At 62.3% G+C, this 19031-nt stretch carries 18 protein-coding genes and 1 pseudogene; 10 read left to right on the plus strand and 9 right to left on the minus strand.

The genetic code is table 11. From position 1 onward, the window contains the following. Positions 1-52: 52 nt before the first annotated feature. The gene (locus tag ACVJ5M_RS31765; RefSeq protein WP_084795383.1) at positions 53-1675 is read right to left on the minus strand and encodes an outer membrane beta-barrel protein; all 1623 of its coding nucleotides are present in this window, start codon (positions 1673-1675) and stop codon (positions 53-55) included. 442 nt (positions 1676-2117) lie between these two features. Here ACVJ5M_RS31765 and ACVJ5M_RS31770 point away from each other — a divergent pair, with 442 nt between their 5' ends. From ACVJ5M_RS31770 to ACVJ5M_RS31800, 7 genes are all read left to right on the plus strand, one after another. Continuing rightward, positions 2118-2693: a hypothetical protein gene (locus tag ACVJ5M_RS31770; protein WP_063984154.1), complete on the plus strand. Its 576-nt coding sequence runs from the start codon at positions 2118-2120 to the stop codon at positions 2691-2693. A 438-nt stretch (positions 2694-3131) separates the two neighbouring features. Next, positions 3132-4733, plus strand: coding sequence for a DUF4118 domain-containing protein (locus ACVJ5M_RS31775; RefSeq protein ID WP_354122509.1), 1602 nt, complete (start codon positions 3132-3134; stop codon positions 4731-4733). Continuing rightward, the gene (locus ACVJ5M_RS31780; RefSeq protein WP_063984157.1) at positions 4726-5451 is read left to right on the plus strand and encodes a response regulator; all 726 of its coding nucleotides are present in this window, start codon (positions 4726-4728) and stop codon (positions 5449-5451) included. The genes ACVJ5M_RS31775 and ACVJ5M_RS31780 overlap by 8 nt, the downstream gene beginning before the upstream one ends. 99 nt (positions 5452-5550) lie before the next feature. Then, positions 5551-5676, plus strand: coding sequence for a hypothetical protein (locus tag ACVJ5M_RS31785; RefSeq protein ID WP_354100037.1), 126 nt, complete (start codon positions 5551-5553; stop codon positions 5674-5676). 135 nt (positions 5677-5811) lie between these two features. Beyond that, positions 5812-5934, plus strand: a complete 123-nt coding sequence (locus tag ACVJ5M_RS31790) for a hypothetical protein (protein ID WP_256376419.1) — start codon at positions 5812-5814, stop codon at positions 5932-5934. A 292-nt stretch (positions 5935-6226) separates the two neighbouring features. Further along, positions 6227-6991, plus strand: coding sequence for an outer membrane protein (locus tag ACVJ5M_RS31795; RefSeq protein ID WP_187387754.1), 765 nt, complete (start codon positions 6227-6229; stop codon positions 6989-6991). A gap of 487 nt (positions 6992-7478) precedes the next feature. Beyond that, entirely contained in the window at positions 7479-7919 is a 441-nt protein-coding gene (locus tag ACVJ5M_RS31800; RefSeq protein ID WP_081369286.1) for a hypothetical protein, read from the plus strand. 252 nt (positions 7920-8171) lie between these two features. Here ACVJ5M_RS31800 and ACVJ5M_RS31805 read toward each other — a convergent pair. The 7 genes and pseudogenes from ACVJ5M_RS31805 to ACVJ5M_RS31835 all read right to left on the minus strand — a co-directional run. After that, a pseudogene (locus ACVJ5M_RS31805) lies at positions 8172-8321 on the minus strand (DUF3088 family protein); the annotation flags it as partial. 28 nt (positions 8322-8349) lie between these two features. Next, positions 8350-8670, minus strand: a complete 321-nt coding sequence (locus ACVJ5M_RS31810; protein ID WP_063984159.1) for a 4Fe-4S dicluster domain-containing protein — start codon at positions 8668-8670, stop codon at positions 8350-8352. Beyond that, positions 8667-10295: an FAD-dependent oxidoreductase gene (locus tag ACVJ5M_RS31815; protein ID WP_231144542.1), complete on the minus strand. Its 1629-nt coding sequence runs from the start codon at positions 10293-10295 to the stop codon at positions 8667-8669. Before ACVJ5M_RS31815 ends, ACVJ5M_RS31810 begins: the two co-directional genes overlap by 4 nt. A 24-nt stretch (positions 10296-10319) precedes the next feature. Beyond that, positions 10320-11102 (minus strand): MetQ/NlpA family ABC transporter substrate-binding protein, encoded by a 783-nt coding sequence (locus ACVJ5M_RS31820; protein ID WP_063984161.1) that lies wholly within the window; start codon positions 11100-11102, stop codon positions 10320-10322. Between the two features lie 41 nt (positions 11103-11143). After that, a complete protein-coding gene (locus ACVJ5M_RS31825; protein ID WP_063984162.1) occupies positions 11144-11389 on the minus strand; it encodes a hypothetical protein in 246 nt (81 codons plus the stop codon). Positions 11390-11418: 29 nt separating this feature from the next. Continuing rightward, positions 11419-12216 (minus strand): MetQ/NlpA family ABC transporter substrate-binding protein, encoded by a 798-nt coding sequence (locus tag ACVJ5M_RS31830; RefSeq protein ID WP_084795384.1) that lies wholly within the window; start codon positions 12214-12216, stop codon positions 11419-11421. Between the two features lie 35 nt (positions 12217-12251). Continuing rightward, positions 12252-13571 (minus strand): O-acetylhomoserine aminocarboxypropyltransferase/cysteine synthase family protein, encoded by a 1320-nt coding sequence (locus tag ACVJ5M_RS31835; protein WP_283018604.1) that lies wholly within the window; start codon positions 13569-13571, stop codon positions 12252-12254. 249 nt (positions 13572-13820) lie between these two features. Between ACVJ5M_RS31835 and ACVJ5M_RS31840 the strand changes: the two genes are divergently transcribed. Continuing rightward, the gene (locus tag ACVJ5M_RS31840; protein ID WP_063984163.1) at positions 13821-15227 is read left to right on the plus strand and encodes an LLM class flavin-dependent oxidoreductase; all 1407 of its coding nucleotides are present in this window, start codon (positions 13821-13823) and stop codon (positions 15225-15227) included. Between the two features lie 12 nt (positions 15228-15239). Here the strand turns inward: ACVJ5M_RS31840 and ACVJ5M_RS31845 are convergent, their stop codons facing one another. After that, entirely contained in the window at positions 15240-16094 is an 855-nt protein-coding gene (locus tag ACVJ5M_RS31845; protein WP_063984164.1) for a LysR family transcriptional regulator, read from the minus strand. 130 nt (positions 16095-16224) lie between these two features. On the opposite strand from ACVJ5M_RS31845, the gene ACVJ5M_RS31850 reads away from it, so the two are divergent. Further along, positions 16225-17847, plus strand: a complete 1623-nt coding sequence (locus ACVJ5M_RS31850; protein ID WP_063984165.1) for an MFS transporter — start codon at positions 16225-16227, stop codon at positions 17845-17847. Between the two features lie 211 nt (positions 17848-18058). Then, complete coding sequence (locus tag ACVJ5M_RS31855; RefSeq protein ID WP_063984166.1) at positions 18059-19024, plus strand: aliphatic sulfonate ABC transporter substrate-binding protein; 966 nt, start codon at positions 18059-18061, stop codon at positions 19022-19024. Positions 19025-19031 lie beyond the last annotated feature (7 nt).

A 19031-nucleotide genomic window follows, 5' to 3' on the forward strand; every position in this document is an offset into this window, starting at 1 on the left:
CGAATGTCTCTTCCGAAGCGGGTGGCGCTCGCGGCGCCACCCGTCCGCAGAATCAGAAGTGGATGATGATGTCCGCCGAACCGATGACGGCCGTCTTCTTGTTCGGGGGAATGCCGAAGTTGGCGTTACCGTTGAACGCCGGCGCGTCCAGCGCGTGATACACCGACACTTCGGGCCGGATCTCGATCTGCGGCGAGAACCAGTGCTGCCAGCCGATCCCGGTCTCGACGTAGCGCGTCTTCACGCCGGTACGCTGTCCCTGCTTGTCGTCGAACCACTCGAGACGATAGGAGATGTTGTCCATCTTCGTCGGGCTGTAGTTCACGTAGGTCAGGAAGGTCTGGACCGACGCCGTGCACGAGAGCTGGGTTGCGTTGCCGCAATGCGCGCCGAACGGTGCGTTCCAGGGCATGACGTCGAGCGAGAACGGTGTACCGCTGGCCACGAGCGCGACCGAGGCCGGATTGTCGAGGTTGAGCACGTTGTTCTGGTGCTCGTTGTAGGTCTCGAACGAGATGTGCCACTGATCGTTGAACTTGTGATAATAGGTCAACCCGTACCACTGGAGATTGTTGTAGCCCCAGGTGCCGTTGTTGATGCCGTTGGCGATCACGTAGACGCCGTCATTGCCGCTATCGGTGACGTAGCGGACGGCCGCGCTGAAGGTGGGCTGCGCGCCGGGATCTTTCAGCATGGTGCTGTCCGGGAACAGCGGATTGGGATTCGGATTGGCGATCTTGGCGCCGACATGCCACGGCATTGCTTCGGTGCCGACCGAGAAGCCTCCCTGGATCATCCAGTTCTTGTTCAGCGCGAGCGAGGCGTTGATGCCGGTGTTCGTATAGTTGTCGAACGTATACGTCATCGAATGCGTATACATGTAGTTGTTCGGCGCGAGCTGCGCCTCGATGTCCGGGATCGAGATGTAGCGGCCGAACCTCAGCAGAAGGCCGTCGGCCAGATAGGGAATGAAGACCTCGCCATAGGCCATCGGCATGTCATAGCCGTAGTTCCTGTTCTGCTGAAGGAGCTGATTGCTCCACAAGCCGTAAGCCGTGGTGTAGCGATAGTTCTCGCCATAGATCGGCGCGATGCGGAAGCCCCAGTCGATGTGGTCCTTCTGGACTGTGTCGGGCAGCCGCTCGATATAGACCACGGCCTGATCGAGCTGAACCGTGTTCGGATTGTAGTCGTATGCCGCCGGCGAATTGCCGCCGCGGACGGTGTTGTTGCTGAGGTTGCCGCCGGCGTTGACCCAGCCATAGACCTGAATGTGCGCGTCGTTCATCCACTGCCCGACGGCCGTGTTGCTCATCGCGTTCATCAGCGGGCTGTCGACCGAGTTCGGACGCGTGACGCCGATTGCGGTCGCACCGCCATAGGGCCATTCGGTGAACGGCATCGGCGGAATGCTCTGCGGTGTCGCAGGCCAACCGTCGCGGCGCGACGCCGCCGCCTTCGGATCGGACGGCGCGGCCTCATGGCCCCATTCGAGCCGATAGTAGTTGATGAAGCGGGTCATGAAGTCCTGACCCAGATAGGAGTCCATGCACGCATAGTTCTTGTAGGGATCGCAGAACGTCTTCCCCACGGGCGGAAGCGTGTCCGCTGCATTGGCGGCGCCGCCAATCCCGATCGCGACCAGCGATACGCCCGCCAAAAGATAGTTTCTCATCATATTGCCCCAAGCTGTTGGACCGACGCCTTCCAGGCGCTCTTTCGGTTTGGTTAAGCTTCAGGTGCAATCTTTCGTGAGGCGGGCAAAAAAAAGCGATGCGGTTTCCGGCGCGCGTTCGTTAAAATAAAATAGCGCGAGGCGCCTCGCGGGCATCATTTGCATTCGTAAGCATCAGATGCTCACCGCGCTTGCTCAAATCGTCAGCGAAAAAGTGGTCTTTTGCCGTTAGAACGATGATGCAGCGCAAACGTTCGCTTCGAGCTGTGTCATTTTCGTCATAGTGCGCGACGCGCTGTGCTCGACTTACTCGCAACCAAGCGCCGCTTGCTTCCCGCAGCTAGTATTTTGCTACGCATGTGCGCCAGATTGTCGATCGAAGATATATGCCTGGACTCGCTAAGCTCGCTACGTAGGCAAATTTGCTTCGCGAGGTTTGATCATGGAAGCCGTGACTTGTGCAGCGCGCGCCAGCGACAACACAACAGCGGGCGGTGTCGCGTTCGACCTCGGCTTCCTGCCGAAGAACCTGACGCGGCAATGTTGCAGCCTGATCGAATCGTATCACGAGGTTCACGGCTTCGCCTCGTTGCCCAATATGCTTTGGCACTTTCGCTTGGGCCCGCTGATCGAACGGCACACTGAGCTTCGCCGAATCCTGCGCCGCGCCTCGACGACCCGCAGCTCGAAGAAGGCCAATGACGGCTTCGTGCAGATCGCGACCACGATTCTCTCGCTAGAGATTCTGGCGAGCAGCTTCGCCGGATGGAGCGCGATCTATCCGGTCGCCGGCGAGACCGCGCGTGACGTCCTGAAACAGAGTGCGCACGGGCCGCATATGCCGCTGATGGACTTCTATCTCTATCCGCCCAAGCAGATCAGCGCCGCAGCGGTCGCGGCCCTTGCGCTGCCTCAGACCCGCTCGGCCGACGAAGCCGGCCTTTACCGGGCATCTAGGCCGGAGCTTCTCGGCGAGAAGCGCGCCCTGCAATATGCGAGCCTGGTCCGGCAGGCATAAGACGCCTCACAGCCACGAATCGCGGCGTTGCCCTGAGGCCCGGTACAATCGTTGAGGGAATCAGAACCCGACTTCGCCTGACGCGGAGTCCGGATCGAACTTTTTCCGTAGAACTACGGAGGCTGCGGCTATTTCTTTTTTATGTTGGACCACTCCCAACATCATAGATTTTCTACGTCGATCTGGAACATCGTTCCTTCGCCGGGTAGTTGACGACATCGAAGAGTCTGCATCACGACATTGAACGGGTTCGGGTGCGCGCCGTTGGTCGACGCATGCCGATAGCAATCGAATTTCCGAACATTGTCCGATCGGGTCTTGTTTGACCATTGATCCCGTTGCGGCCGACGCGGCCGGAGCTGGACCTTTCGATGTCGCCGTCGGCAAGGGCAAGTACGTACTTTGATTCTTCATCCACCTCTGGGCCGCATGTTTTCGATGACGAGCGTGCGGCAGACCGATTCCAAATTGCCATCCTCGGGGATACCGGCCCTGGATGAGGTCGCGTCGCTGCGTGTCGTCGTGTGGCGCAACGTGATCCCGGTGTTGCTGTCGGTTCTGAGCATCGGACTGGTCACCACCGCGCTGTTCGCACTCAGCACGACCTTGGCGTCAAGCCTGGTCCCGATCGCCTACCTCGTTCCAGTCATGTATGCTGCGACTCGATGGGGCGTCTGGCCGGCAATGACGGCATCGATCACGGGCACGGCAGCCGCGGATTTCTTCTTCTTCGAACCTCTTTACAGCTTTCGCGTTGACAACCCGCAGGAGGCGGTCGATCTCCTGCTGTTCCTGATCGTTGCGCTGGTCAGCAGCAATCTGGCCTCGCGGCTGCGCAAGGAAACGGACACGTTGCGACAGCGCGAGAAGGAGATGCACGCGCTCTATGACTTCTCGCGTCGCCTCGCCTCCTGCTTTACGGTCGCGGACTTGATTTCCGCCATCCGTCAACATTTCGAGGGCGCCTTCGGCCACGCGGCAACTTTGTTCGTGACGACCGCGGACGGGCATTTCGAACCCCCTGAGTCGCGCTTCGCACCACTTTCAGTGCAGGCAACTGCGGCAGCGATGAATTCCGGAGCGGGTCCAGGGTTGCAGACCATCGTCGACGAGCAGCGCGGCGAGATCTGGCTGCTCAGGGCGATCTCGTCAGATTCCGCTATTCACGGCGTGATCGCGGTCAATATCGGTCTGGGTTCCCAGCCAGCGATTGAACGGCGGACTCGACGGATCCAATCAATCCTCGACGAGACCGCGCTGACGCTGCAGCGCCTCGACATCGGCAAGGTGATGGAGAGCGCGCGATTGCGCCTGCAGGCGCAAATGTTACGCGACGCCTTCCATGGAACACTGTCGCACGAGCTTTGCACGCCGCTCGCGGCGATCCAGGGTTCGGCGAGCGTGCTGGAGACCATTCCAGCCATACGTGGAGACGCGCGCATAAGAACGCTGGTCGAGGCGATCTCTGACGAGGCGAGCCATCTCGACGGCTATATCAGCAACCTGCTCAGCGCGACTCGCGTCACCGCGGGCGGACTGAGCCCGCGCCGCGAATGGGCGGACCCGAGGGATATCGTCAACGGCGCCATCACGCGCCGCGCGCGACGGCTTTCGGCGCATCGGATAGAGGCGAATTTCACAGATGATCTTCCGCTGCTCCACGTCGACTCGGGCCTGGTGGAGGAGGCTTGCGGGCAGATCCTGGAGAACGCCGCGAAATATTCGCCGTCCGGTTCGACGATCACCGTGGACGTGCGTTGCGAGCCCCATCGCGTGCACGTCGTCGTGTCCGATCAGGGCGTTGGTATCACCGCCGACGAACAGCAAAAGCTTGGGCAGCGATCCTTTCGAAGCGCGCGACATCAGGCGTCGGTGCCGGGGTCGGGCCTCGGCTTCTGGATCGCCTCGACCTTCATCCAGGCCAATGAGGGCATGATCACGGTTCATAGCCGCGGCCAAGGACAGGGAACAACGGTATCGATCTCCCTGCCCGCGCTCGAGCCATCCACCTCCGAACCGATCGCGCTGACAGATGAGTAAGCCGGCAAACATCGTTCTCCTGATCGACGACGAACCGAAGATCAGGCGCTTCCTCCGCGCCGGCTTCGAGCTCACCAGCTTCGCCGTGCTCGAGGCCGAAAACGCCACCGAGGCATTGAAGCTCGCGACCTTCAGTTCACCTGACCTCATCGTTCTCGATCTGGCGCTACCCGATCTTCACGGCGCGGAGGTGCTGGAGCGGATCCGTGCGTGGTCCAACGTGCCGATCATCATCCTTTCCGTCGCTGCCGGCGAGGACGAGAAGGTACGTCTGCTCCAGGCCGGCGCCGACGATTACGTCGTCAAGCCGTTTGGCATGGCCGAACTGCTGGCGCGAAGCGAGGCCGCCTTGCGGCGGTACTTCAAGTCGGCGACGGAAAATCCAGTCGTGGTCGCAGGCCCGCTGTCGGTCGATCTCGTGACCCGTACGGTCTCGCTGAACAACAACCTGGTTCGCCTGACGCGCAAGGAATATCGGCTGCTTCACGTTCTCGCCATGCATGTCGGCCTCGTCGTCACCCACGATCAGCTCCTGAAGGATATCTGGAACGGCAATCAGCGCGACAACATCCAGTACCTTCGGATCCTCGTGCGCAAGCTTCGCCAGAAGATCGAGGCCGACCCCAACCAGCCACGTCTCCTGGTGACCGAGTCGGGTGTCGGCTATCGCCTTCAGAACCGTCTGGACGCCGCGCCGGTGGCGGCACGGGTGAGTTGATGCTTCGCCCTTCTCCAACGATCCTTTTACGTCGTCGTGTCCTGGTCCGGCGATGCATGTCAGGATTGGTCCTGGGAAATCCGGCGCAAGCGCAGGCCGATGGGCATCAGGCTTCGTGAAGCCGGGTTTCGCTCGCACCGGGCCGCGCACGAGGCCGGACGCATCGCGCTCGAAGATCTCCTCAACGGACTGGTCATCGAGCGCGCCTCGCGATCCGCGCTCTGACCAGGGCTGCCCCATACCTTGCGCCGCCCGCGAGTGCTGGCATGCCTGCGCACGACGCGCAGAACACCCATCGTATAAAAATAATATATTTCCATTCCCGAACCGCGTAGCTTGCCCAACAAAAGGGCGAGTGCCGTGGACTTCCTCATTCAAACATTTAGCGTTTTTGGCATCGACGCCCAGTACTGGATGCTTGCGGGCGCGGCCGTTGTCGCAATCTTCATCATCTTCGCCTGGCGAACGCGCGACAGGGATTGACGGGATTGCGCACCGGACCATCGGCACAAACACAGTGATACAATCTCAGGCGACCTTCGACGTATCGCGCGGCCATGTCCGGCGTCTCAATTTACCGAAACCACTCCGCGAGTCCGGAAGCTATTTTTCCTTAATTCTTTTCGGCATTTTGCGATGTCGCGAGCGTACAACGCGCGCGCAAAAAGCGACCTCTGCACGCTCAAGCAGCCCTTTCGGCATCGCGGAATCCGTGCGCTGTCCCTAACATCATCTCCGAAGATGAATTGGCCTCATGGCCATGCAGGGGGCTCGAATGTACGGACGATTGAAATCTCTTGTTGTCGCAAGTGTGCTGATCGGGCTCGGCGCGGCGAGCGCCGCAGTCGCTGCCGATCTGCCATTGAAGGCGCGGCCAATGGCTGCCGCTCCGCTCTACAACTGGACCGGCTGCTACCTCGGCGCCAATGTCGGTGGCGGCTGGACACGGCTGAATACGGCCCGCGCGCTCGACGTCGGCGGCGTGGCTGCACCGAACGACTACGGCCGCGAGAAGGACAGCGGCGTGATCGGCGGCGGCCAGGTCGGTTGCGATTTCCAGACCGGCAATCTGGTGTTCGGCGTCGGCGGCAGCTTCGATTTCGGCAATATCAAGGGCAGCCACGCCTTGACCGACTTCCCCGCCTTCTCCGAAGCGAACAACCTGAAAGAGATCTACACCGCGACCGGCCGCATCGGCTATCTCTGGACGCCGCAATTCCTCGGCTATCTCAAGGGCGGTGCGGCCTTCATTCGGGAACGCAACCAGGTCTTTGCGCCCGGTGGCGCGCTGATCGAGTCCGCAAGCTTCATGCAGCCCGGCATGACCATCGGTATCGGCGCCGAATGGATGTTCGCGCCGAACTGGTCGGTCTTCGCCGAGTATAACTACATGTCGTTCCTCGACGACAGCGCGCGGGCGTTCACACTGGCTGGCGGCGGCGCGGGTGAAGTCATCAACGTCCAGCAGCGTGCCTCGACCGCGCTGGTCGGCGTCAACTACAAATTCCATTGGGATGCCCCTGTCGTCGCCAAATACTGAAGTCTCTCGGCAAACCTCCAACCACTCGAGCCCCGGCACGTCCGGGGCTCCTTTTTTGAGCGAGGCTCCGGTTCAGGCCAGCCCTCCAATTGTCCGATCTGTGCAACGCCACCAGGGATGGGGAAGTCTCATGGGTTTGCGCTCTTAGCTTCTCATCCTGGTGACGGCCGCCTTCGCGGCACATCATTCTTCATGCCTTGGATCGCCAGATCGACGCCGGCATCCATCGCCTGTCGGAGGCAACGATCAACCATCCTGGTGCAGGCAGCAGTGCGGAGCCCGACCTGAGATCGGTGACGGCACGAAGCGCCTACATGCGCAACGAACGTTGAACGCACCTCAACCTCGTCCCGATCCTATGCCGTTCCTATGAGATAAGCCTGCCTGTCCCCTCGAAATCATACTGGCCGCGAACGATATTGGTCGCGCCATTCAGGGCAAATTCTCGTTCCAGTGCGCCCGCGCACCTACTGTAAGGAGTATCTTCGTGCTCCACCCCGCTCCCTTCACCGATCGCGACCAGGTGGTCGAGACCATGATCTCGCTCACCCATCTGTCGAATCTCAATCGCGCGATCGTCGCGGGCCGTGGTAGCGCCGAACTCTATCAGGCGCTGCGCCAGCGCGGCTTCACCCGAATTGGACTGCCCTCCATCTTCTTGCGTAAGCCGGCCTTTTCCGTCGGCCTCATCACCGTGCAAGACATGTTCAGTGAGTTCGAGATGGCGCTGTCCCAGATCGCACCATCTCTCGGCACGACCGCTGCAATCGCGGTGCTGATCAAGTCGAACGAGGCGGGCTTCGCGCTCAAGGTCCGCAAGAAGCTCGAACAGCTCGGCTTCCGAATCGAGGCCGGGGTCAGATGCCGTCAGGGCTTCGTCATGTCCGCCTATCGGCAGGATTCTGCCCAGATGAAACGGGCGGCCTGAAACGCGGAGCTGCGGCTGAGTGCGTCTATATGAGTTTCCTATGCGGCGACGCCGCAGGCGCTCTCGCTTTCCTACATCCCGCACGTCATCATGCTGCAGCAGGCACGTTGCGGCGAACGATCGCGATGTATTGGGAGCTTCATGACGTCGCCCTACTACCTCGCCATGGCCGCTCTGTTGGGCCTGGTGACAACGTCCTCCTCCCTGATCGGCGCCGCGATCGGACTTCACGCTCCCTTTTCAAAGCGTCCCCAGGCGCTGCACCTCAATCTGTGTTGCCAGCCCTGGAAACGACGCCAGCAACCCCGCAATCGCATTGCAGTGCGAGCAGACGAAGAAGCGGCCCGGCTGCCCGGGATCCTCAAATCCGGGCTTCAACAGGAACAGGCGATCTCCAGTCATGTCCGTTCTCCCGAAGTCGACGTAAACTTCAATGGCCGAACAGCCGGTAGCTCCGATCCGCATCGCGCAAGTGCCGGCTCTCATTGGTCCAGCCTACTGCACGCCGATAGCTGCCGAGCACTGCGGCTTCCTTCAACGCGGCGACGTCGACCTGTTGCGGCGCGTCGGCGAATGGCGAGACGAACAGCGCGTCCTCGGGGCAGTAGAGCTCGCACAGGAAGCAGGTTTGGCAATCGCTCTGGCGCGCGATCCTCGGAATGTCGTCGGTCTTGTCGAAGACATTGGTGGGGCACACGTTGACGCAGATGTCGCACGCCGTGCAGCGCTCGGCATCGATGACCTCGATCATTCCGCGGCCTCCGCGTACTGAGAGGAACGCAGCGGGCGCGCCGAGGTCCAGACGTCGTCGAGCCCTCCGGTCGTCACGTAGTGGCGATAGCGGTCGTCCTGCTCGGGATAGTCGTCGCGGCGATGCATACCCCGGCTCTCCTGACGCGCCAGCGCGCTCCGATACATCCAGCGCGCCGTTGCGAGCATGGCCGTGGCCTCGCGTGCGCGAAGCAGATCCTGCTCGTCTGACGCGCCGGCATTCGATGCCTCAGACCAGAAGCCGTCCAGACGCCATAACGCCTCGCTGAGCCGCCCGGCTTCGCGGAAATAGTTCAGCTCGTACGGAAACACCTCGTCCTGAACGTTCCGGGCGAGCTTGTCAGCCTGAAGCGGTCGCCCACTGCCGGAGCGAAGCGCAACGCTGCCGCGCCGAAATGCCTGACGCCCGCTTGTGGTACCCAGCTGTCGCGCGAATTCGGCGGCGCCCTGACCGGCCCAATACCCCGACGACATTGCCCAGGCCGCATTGTGGCTACCGCCCCCGGTGAAACCACCGCAGATCAGCTCGCGGGTTGCCGCGTCGCCCGCAGCGTAGAGGCCGGGAACGGTAGTCGCGCAGCTGTCGTCGACGATCCGCAGGCCACCCGTGCCGCGGACGGTCCCCTCGAGGCGAAGCGTGATCGGAAAACGCTGCGTGAACGGATCGAGGCCGGTCCGGTCGAACGGCAGGAAGAAGTTCGGCTGAGATACCCTCATATGCCGCTGGGTCTCGGCGTCGGCCTCGTCGAGCCGGGCGTACACCGGGCCCTTGCACAACGCCCGAGCAATAATCGACCGGCCGCCCTTGGATGACGCCCCTGGGATCACACTGCCTTCCTCGTCGGTGAAGCTCGACCAGCTGTAGAACAGGGTCTTGGTCACTGAGCCGAATGCCGGCGAGATAGCATAGGCGTTGGAGAACTCCATGCTGGTGAATTCCGCGCCGGCCTCGGCTGCCAGGAGATAGCCATCGCCGGTCAGAACGTTCGAGCCCAACGTCTTGCTAAGGAAGGCGCATCCGCCGGTGGCGATCACCACAGCCTTCGCATTGACCACCCAACGGTCGCCTTTCTGCCGTCGCAGGCCTGCGGCGCCGGCCACCACGCCGTTCTCATCCACCAAGAGCTCGAGCGCCGGCGAGTGATCCAGAATGGTGACGCCGGCTTGCTTCGTTCGCTTGCGCATCAGCCGCATGTATTCCGGACCCTGGAGTGAATTCCGCTGCGGCTTGCCGTCGTCATCCGAAGGATAAGGATAGCCCCAATCGGCGAGCTGGTTGCTCTGGGCGTAGGTCCGGTCCAGCACGCGCGCCATCCAGCGACGGTCCTGGAGGTGGCCACCGAGTTTCTCACGGCTGGCCATCGCGGCCTCGCGGCGCTCCGGAGCGGGGTCGACGTACCAGACACCGGTGCCGGCCGCCGCGGTCGCGCCTGAGGTGCCGCAAAACCCCTTGTCCGCCAGCACGACGCGCGCACCACGCTCGGCGGCACTTATTGCGGCCCATGTGCCCGCGGGACCGCCACCGAGCACCAGCACATCCGCATCGAACACGACGGATCCTGCCGAACTCGATAGCTTCTCGGCACGGCCAGGTGGGTTTGTCATCGCTCGTCTCCGGATTGAATCTGTTCAGAACGCGGGTATCTGACCCGGCAGTTTGTCCTTGATGGTCTGGCGGACCGTATCGTTCTGATAGGCACGCACCAGCTTCGCGACCCAGGGAGCATCCTTGTCCTTCTCGCGAACGGCGATGAAGTTGCTGTAGGGATTGTTGACCGAGGATTCGATTGCGATGGATTCCTTGCCGGGAATGAGGCCGGCGGGGACGGCGTAATTGGTGTTGATGACCGCAGCATCGACGTCGTCCAGGCTGCGCGGCAGTTGGGCGGCGTCGATTTCACGGATCCTGAGCTTCTTTGGATTTGCGGTCACATCGAGCGCGGTCGGCAGGATCCCCACGCCGTCCTTGAGCTCGATCAGCTTTTCGGCCTGAAGCAGCCGCAGGGCCCGGCCACCGTTCGACGGATCGTTGGGGATGCCGATCGACGCCCCCTCCTTGATCTCGGCAACCGACTTCGCCTTGCGGGAATAGAGCCCGATCGGTGCGACGATCGTCTCGCCGACGGCGACGATCTTGTATCCCCTGGTCTTGATCTGGTTGTCCAGGAACGGCTTGTGCTGGAAGGCATTCGCATCGAGATCGCCGACATCCAGCGCGGCATTGGGCAACAGATAATCGTTGAAGACGACGACCTGCACATCGAGGCCGTCCTTGGCCGCGATCTCCTTCACCTTCGCCCAGATGATTTCGGCATCGCCGCCCGATATCCCGACCTTGATCTTCTGATCCGCGAAGGCCGGCGCGGTGAATAGTGCAAAGGCGGCCATCACGAGCAACAAGCGACGTCTCATGGTCTACGATCTCCTTATCGAGCGATAATCTGTTCCGACGTCTAACCGACGCGGGCAACCAGGACGTCCGCCGTGGCATCCGCGAACTCAGACGACATGTCGTTGAAGAGAGCAAGTTCCTGAACCGTCGCAGCACGCGGACGATGGTTCGAACCCTTGGAGCCTTGAAGGAAGAAACGATCCATAGCCTGCACAAACCCCGGCGAGCCTGCAATCTCCGATGCGTGCCTCTCACTTCCCGCCACGAAGGCAAAGCTCATCTGATTGACGTCGACGACATAGATCATGGTGCAGTTTCCCAACGGACGGCGCTCTCCTAGCTGCTGAACCCCGCCGGGATGAAGGCCGGGATCTTCTCCTCGATGAACTGCTTCACTTCCGGCGAGTTGAACACCTGGATAAATGCCTTCAGGCGCGGATCGTCCTTCTTGTCGGGCCGGGCCGTGAAGCGCAGCACGAGCCCGTCATCAACGGTGCGGTCGACGATGAGCGCAGATTTGGGATCCCCGCCGGCCGGAATGAGGTAGGTGATGTTGACGAGCGCCAACGTTACGTCGTCGAGCGACCGATAGGTTTGGGCGGGGTCGAGCTCGACGATCTTGAGGTTCTTTGGATTCTCGATGATGTCGAACTTGCTGACCGAGAAGCCCTTACCGGGCGCCAGCTTGATCAGCCCGGCCCGCTCGAGCAGGATCAGCCCGCGTGCGCCGTTGAGCGGCTCGTTCGGAATGGCGACGCTGTCGCCGGACTTGATGTCGTCGAGCTTCTTGATCTTCTTCGAGAACAGGCCGACCGGCGCAATGACGCCGACCTTGTCGACCTGCACAAGGTTGAAGCCGCGTTGCCTATTCTGAAGCGCGAGATAGGTTGCATGCTGGAACAGATTGGCGTCGACATCGCCGCTGTTCACGACCTCGTTCAATGCCACCCAGTCCGACAGCTCGACGATCTTGACGTCCTGCCCTTTCTCCTTGGCGAGCTTGGCGGCAAAGGACGCCAATTGCCCAACCGGGCCGGCGCTGGTCGCGATCTTCAGCGGCTCGCCGGCGAAGGCGGCCGCCGTGAGAGCAAGCCAGAGACCTGCGGCCTGGGCGGTGCGACGAAGAATTTTCATGATCTCAAGTCCCATTACGATTCAGATGATGTGCCTTACGCAGCCTTGCGCGCCCCAACGTCGGCCTGTGCGAGCGCCTGACCGAGATCCGCCAAGATGTCGTCGGGATGCTCGATCCCCACCGACAGGCGTACGTAGCCGGGCGTGACCCCGGCGGCGAGCTGCTCGGCTGCGGTCAGTTGCTGATGCGTCGTCGATGCAGGATGAATGGCTAACGACCTGGCATCGCCGATATTGGCGACGTGATAGAACAGCTTGAGCGCGTCGACGAAGCGACGGCCGGCCTCGACGCCCCCCTTCAGCTCGAAGCCGACCAGCCCGCCATAGCCGCCCTTCAGATAGGCGTCCGCCCTGCGCCGGTTCTCTCCGTTTTGCAGACCGGGGAAGATCACGTTCGAGACCGAGGCGTGCTTGGCGAGGAAGTTCGCGACCTTCACCGCATTCTCGTTGTGCTGGCGGATGCGCAGCGGCAGGGTTTCGAGGCCCTGGATGAACTGGAAGGCATTTTGCGGCGCGATCGATGCGCCGAGGTCGCGCAGCAGCTTGACGCGGGCTCGCAAGATGTAGGCGATCGGGCCAAGCGGCTTCGCGGCCTCAGTCCAGATCGCGCCGTGGTAGGCCTCGTCGGGCTTGTTCAGAAGCGGAAAGCGATCGGCATGCGCGGCCCAGTCGAAGTTGCCGCCGTCGACGATGGCGCCACCGATCGCGGTGCCGTGGCCTCCGATATACTTCGTGGTCGAATAGACCACCACCGCAGCGCCATGCTCAAACGGGCGTGCGATCAGCGGCGACGCCGTGTTGTCGAGGATCAGCGGCACGCCAAGCGAGCGGCCAATGTCCGCGACCTCCTTGATCGGGAATACGTGTAGCTTGGGATTCGGAAGCGTCTCGCCGAAATAAGCGCGCGTCTTGGCGTCGGTCGCGCGACGGAAGTTTTCGGGATCGGCGGGATCGACAAAGCGCACTTCGATGCCGAACTGCTTCAGGGTCTGCGATAGCAGCGTCCAGGTGCCGCCGTAGAGAGCGGTCGAGGACACGATATTGTCGCCGGCCTGGGCAATGTTGAAGATCGCGAAGGCGGAAGCCGTCTGTCCAGAGGCAACTGCGAGGGCGGCCGCCCCACCCTCGAGTGCAGCAAGCCGATCCTCAAAGGCCTGCTGGGTTGGATTGCCGATACGGGTGTAGATCGGTCCGAGCTGCTCGAGCGCGAACAGGCGCGAGGCGTGATCGGCATTCTCGAACTGGAACGACGTGGTCTGATAGATCGGAACCGCGACCGCGCCGGTGGCGGGGTCGGAGCGGTAGGATCCGCCATGCAACGCCAGCGTCTCGAAGTTCCGGGTCTCCAAGGTCATCTGCAATCCCTTTCGATCTCGAGAGCGCGCCATGCGCGGCAAGCCGTGCTTGTCGACGAAAATGATGCGGTCGGATTCTGCTGCTGTCGAGCGTGTCTGACAAATAGCGATGCGCGTGCTGCGTCATTGCAGCTTCGCAACGCGTTTGTTCCCGGTCCTTCACCGAATTGGAAACAAACTCGCTCGTGCAAAATGTTAAAAATGCTCACGCGAACAGATGTTCTTTGCGATTGACGATTGGGCCCGACCATGACGAGACCGCGCGAGCTGCGCTTTAACGCTTTCAACATGACTGCGCCCAGCCACAATTGGGCGGGCCTGTGGTCTCATCCGCGCGATGCGTCCATCGACTACAACACGCTCGATTATTGGGTCGACTACGCCAGGACCGCGGAACGCGGACTTCTCGATGGCATCTTCCTGGCAGATGTGTTCGGCGTTTACGACGTCTATGGCGGCACGGCCGATACCGCCGCCCTGCATGCGGTGCAGCTTCCGAACGCGGATCCGACGCTGCTCGTATCCGCCATGGCGCTCGTCACCAGCAATCTCGGCTTCGGCATCACATCGAACCTGACCTTCGAGCATCCCTATCAACTCGCGCGTACGTTTTCGACGCTCGACCATCTCACCAAGGGCAGGATCGGTTGGAACATCGTCACGGGCTATCTCGACAGCGGCGCGCGTGGGATGGGCCTTCCGGCTGGTCGCGCCCATGACGAGCGCTATGACGCGGCCGAGGACTTTCTGACCGCGGCTTACAAGCTATGGGAGGGAAGCTGGGAGGACGATGCGGTTCGCCGCGACCGCGGCAGCCGCGTCTTCACGGATCCCGCCAAGCTCCACCGGGTTCTGCATGATGGTCCCTACTTCAAGGTCGACGGCATCCATCTCGCCGAGCCCTCGCCGCAGCGAACGCCGTTGCTGTATCAGGCCGGCACCTCGAAGCGCGGCCGCGCCTTCGCCGCCCGGCACTCGGAAGCGATCTTTCTCAACGGTCAGACCAAGCCAATCCTCGCACGCGCTGTCCACGAGATTCGAGAAGCGGCCAAGACCTATGGCCGCGATCCCTACGACATCCGCCTGTTTGCCGGCGCGACCGTGATCGTGGCGCCGACGCGGTCTGAGGCGAATGATCTGCTCGAAGACTACGCACGGCATGTCGATCAAACCGGCCAGCTCGCCTTGTTGTCGGGCTGGACCGGCATCGACTTCTCGACCTACCGGCCCGACCAGCCGATCAAATATGTCGAGAGCAACGCCATCCAGTCGATGGTCGAGAATTTCACGGTCCGGAGCGACCGGCCGGTCAATGTCGGCGACCTCGCCAGATTGAGCCGCGCCGGCGCCCGCTCGCCCTTCGTGGTCGGCTCGCCGCAGGACGTCGCCGACGAGCTGATCGCTTGGGCTGACGAGACCGACGTCGACGGGTTCAACCTGTTCCGCCTGGTCGCGCCGGAGTCGCTGAACGCCTTCGTCGACCTCGTGGTGCCGGAGCTGCAATCGCGCGGCGTCTACAAGACCGCCTATCGCGACGGCACGCTACGCGAAAAGCTGTTCCCGGGACGCGGCCCGCGGTTGCACACGACACATCCTGGCGCGAGCTTCCGGCGCGCGCCTTCGACGACTGCGCTCCAATCCGACGCCGCCGAATAGCAAGGACGGAGCTCACGCCTGCGTGCGATGCTCGCGGAACGCGGCTGCCAGCGCCCCCAAGGCGGCCCGTGACCGCCGATCGGTCAAGGACGAATGAAGCACGACCTCGGACGGCGGCAGCTTGGGAAGCCCAAGCTTCTCGCCGATGTCGATCGTGCCACTCGGCGCGATCCGATACGACAGCGGCGCGATGGCGAGCCCCGCCACGACGGCGGCGTGAACCGCCGAAGAGCCGCCTCCCAGGAACACCTCGATCCATTTGATGCCGACCGTATCCAGCGCCTGCGTGGCTACGTTGCGCACGCCGCAGGTCGGAGCCAGCGCAGCCAGACGTAAGGGCTCTCCCGGCCTGTGCTCGAACCCCTGCGCCGCAAACCAGCCGAAGCGCTCACGCGCCAGCGTCTCGCCATCACGACGATCGTCCTCGCGCTGGACGATGGCCGCATCGAGCCGTCCCTGGTCGAACAGGTCGAGGAGGTTGCGCGAATTGTCGAGCTGGACCTCTATGGTCAAATTCGGATCGTGCGCGTGGAGACGTGACAGCAGGGCTGGGACTTCCGGCCCGGCGATATGCGCAGCGATACCAAGTCCGAAGTGACGCGGAGACGCATTGAGCCCCGCGATCGCGCGTTCGTGAGCAACGATCAGCTCCCGCGCGCCCTGCAGAAAAGCCGTCCCTTGCGCAGACAACCGGACCGATCGCGGCGTCCGCTCGAGCAACCGATGCCCGATGCGATCCTCGAGCCGCTTCAGCTTGACGCTGATCGCGCCTTGCGTCGTCCCCAACGCCTTGGCGGCGCGCGTGAAGCTGTGAAGGTCGGCCACCATCACAAAGGCTCTGACGGCATCGACATCGAGCGAGAGCATTCCATCATCCGGCTTTGTTGTCTCTGAAATCTATATCGATCGGATTTTGCTGTGGTCAAGGGCCCCCTATGTTCGCTCAGCCTGACGCGGGCCTAAGCGCACGGGACGCCAATCCCTCCCGGAGCGAGCGATGGCGCATGCGTGCTGGCAATCGACACCATGTTTGGAGGTCACAGCCTTGACGGTCTTATCATCACGACGAAACACGATCGCCCTTGCCGCAGCGTGCCTCGCGTCCCTCATGTTCGGCCTGGAGATATCCAGCGTACCGACGATCCTGCCGACGCTCGAGACGGTGCTGCACGCCAGCTTCCAGCAGCTGCAATGGATCATGAATGCCTACACCATCGCGGTCACGACGGTGCTGATGGCAACCGGCACGCTGGCAGATCGCTATGGCAGAAAGCTTGTATTCGTGGTCAGCATCGCCGTGTTCGGCCTCGCCTCCCTGATCTGCGGCCTGGTGGAAGACGCGCTCCTCCTCATCGTCAGCCGCTTCTTCCAGGGCATGAGCGGTGGTGCGATGCTGATCTGTCAGGTCGCGGTTCTCTCCCATCAATTCCGGGAAGGCCCCGAGCGCGCACGCGCCTTCGCCGCCTGGGGGATCATCTTCGGCATCGGTCTTGGTTTCGGACCGATCATCGGCGCGACGATCGTCGCGGTCTCCGGCTGGCAATGGGTGTTCCTGATCCACGCATTCATCGCAATCGTCACGATCGCGCTCGCCGTGACCGGCGTGCGGGAGTCGCGCGATCCCGAGGCAAAGCACCTCGACATCGCAGGCATTGCGACGCTCTCGACGTCGGTGTTCTGCGTCGCCTTCTATATCACGGAAGGCCCCGACTTCGGCTTCACTGGCCCAACCGGCCTTACGGTCGCCGCGACGGCCGTTCTGAGCTTCATCGCCTTCGTGTTAGCGGAGTTGCATAGCGCCCGCCCGATGTTCGACTTCTCCGTGTTCCGGATACGCGCCTTTTCGGGCGCGCTGCTCGGATCGGCCGGCATGAATTTCAGCTTCTGGCCCTTCATGATCTACCTACCGATCTTCTATCGCAGCGCCCTTGGTTACGACAACGTCGCAGCTGGCCTTGCGCTTCTCACTTACACGCTTCCGACGCTTGTGATTCCGCCGCTCGGCGAACGGATATTGCTGAGGTTCGGCGGCGGCATCGCCATTCCGGTTGGCCTGTTCGTCATCGGACTTGGCTTCATGCTGATGTGGGCCGGTAGCGGCGTTGAGCATGTTACCTGGTTGACACTGGCGCCAGGATGCCTGCTTGCGGGGGCTGGCCTTGCTCTCACCAACACACCGGTGACCAACGTCACGACGGGAGCGGTGTCGAGCACGCGAGCCGGCATGGCATCGGGCATCGACATGAGCGCCCGCATGATCGCGCTCGCCATCAACATCGCCTTGATGGGCTTCATCCTGATCGCCGGCATTTCCTCCCGGCTGAGCAGCGCGCTTCCCGGTGCGCTCGATGCCAGCCATCTGCAACACCTTGCGGAGCGGATCGCCGGCGGCACCGCAGGCATGTCCGACTTCCCCGAGCTGAGCCTCCTGCCGGCAGCGGAAACTGCCGTGCAAAATGCGCTGATCCACGGCTTCAGGCTGATGATGCTCTATGGCGGACTGTCCGTCTGGATCATGGCGCTGGTAAGCTTCGCGATTTCCGGCGAGAGCTACGCCGCACGGAAGCGCTCCGCGCAGAACAGCGATGAGCCAAGCTGTGTTCCCCGCTCATCGCCCTGATCGGATGCGTCCAGGCAGTGCGCTACGACAACATCCTTTCCGCGCCGATAACTCCATTCTCAATTCCGGACGCACGAGAGAATGTTCGTTCCCTTCTGCGCCCGACTGCGAAATTGCCACGCGGACCCGTTTGCCGGCAAAGTGAGCCGTCCAGTCTCCCCCAAACAGAGCTCGAGACGGCAAGGCAGTTTCGTTGAACAGGATACCCGAAATGCATCATCTCACGTTCCGCCTGCGAGCCCTTGCCGCGGTTGCGCTCGGCCTCTTGGCCGTGGCGTCCGTTCAGCCCGCGAGGTCCGAGGAGATCCGCATCGGCTATCAAAAATCCTCGACACTAACGGCGATCCTGAAGACGAACGGGGAGCTGGAGAAGGCCCTCGCGCCGCTCGGCGTCACCATCTCCTGGCACGAATTCAGCAGCGGCCTGCCGCTGCTGGAAGCCATCAACATCGGCAGCATCGATTTCGGCGCGGACGTCGCCGACACCGTGCCGATCTTCGCGCAGGCCGCCGGCGCCAAGCTCGCCTATGTCGCGGAAGAAGCCGCCTCGCCGGCAGCGCAAGCGATCGTCGTTCCACAGTCTTCAACTATCAAGACCATTGCTGAGCTCAAGGGCAAGAAGATCGCCGTCACCAAGGGCGCCGGCAGCCACTATCTGCTGCTTGCGGCGCTGGCGAAATCCGGGCTCAACTTCAAGGACATCACGCCCGCTTATCTGACACCCGCCGACGGCCGCGCTGCGTTCGTTAGCAACAACGTCGATGCCTGGGTGGCCTGGGATCCGTTCCTGACCAGCGCCTTGCACCAGACAAAGGGCCGCATCCTGACGGACGGCAGCAACGGTCTCGCGAGCTACAAGCGCTACTATCTCGCTTCGGCCGCGTATGCGGACAAGCACGCCGAGGTGCTCAACGTGATCTTCGCAAAACTCTCCCAGACGGGAAAATGGGTCAAGGCCCAGCCGAAGGACGCGGCCACATTGCTCGCCGGGCTCTGGGGTATCGACGCCGCGACCGTCGAAGAGGCCAACAGCCACCGTTCCTATCAGGTGGGCGCGGTGACCGGCCCGGGCCTGTCCGAGCAGCAGCGCATTGCGGACGCGTTCCACGCCGAGGGCCTGATCCCCGTGAAGATCGATACCACGGCGATCAAGATCTGGGCGCCGAAGGGGTCCTGACTTCCAG

The organism is Bradyrhizobium sp. S3.7.6 (genome assembly GCF_054061875.1).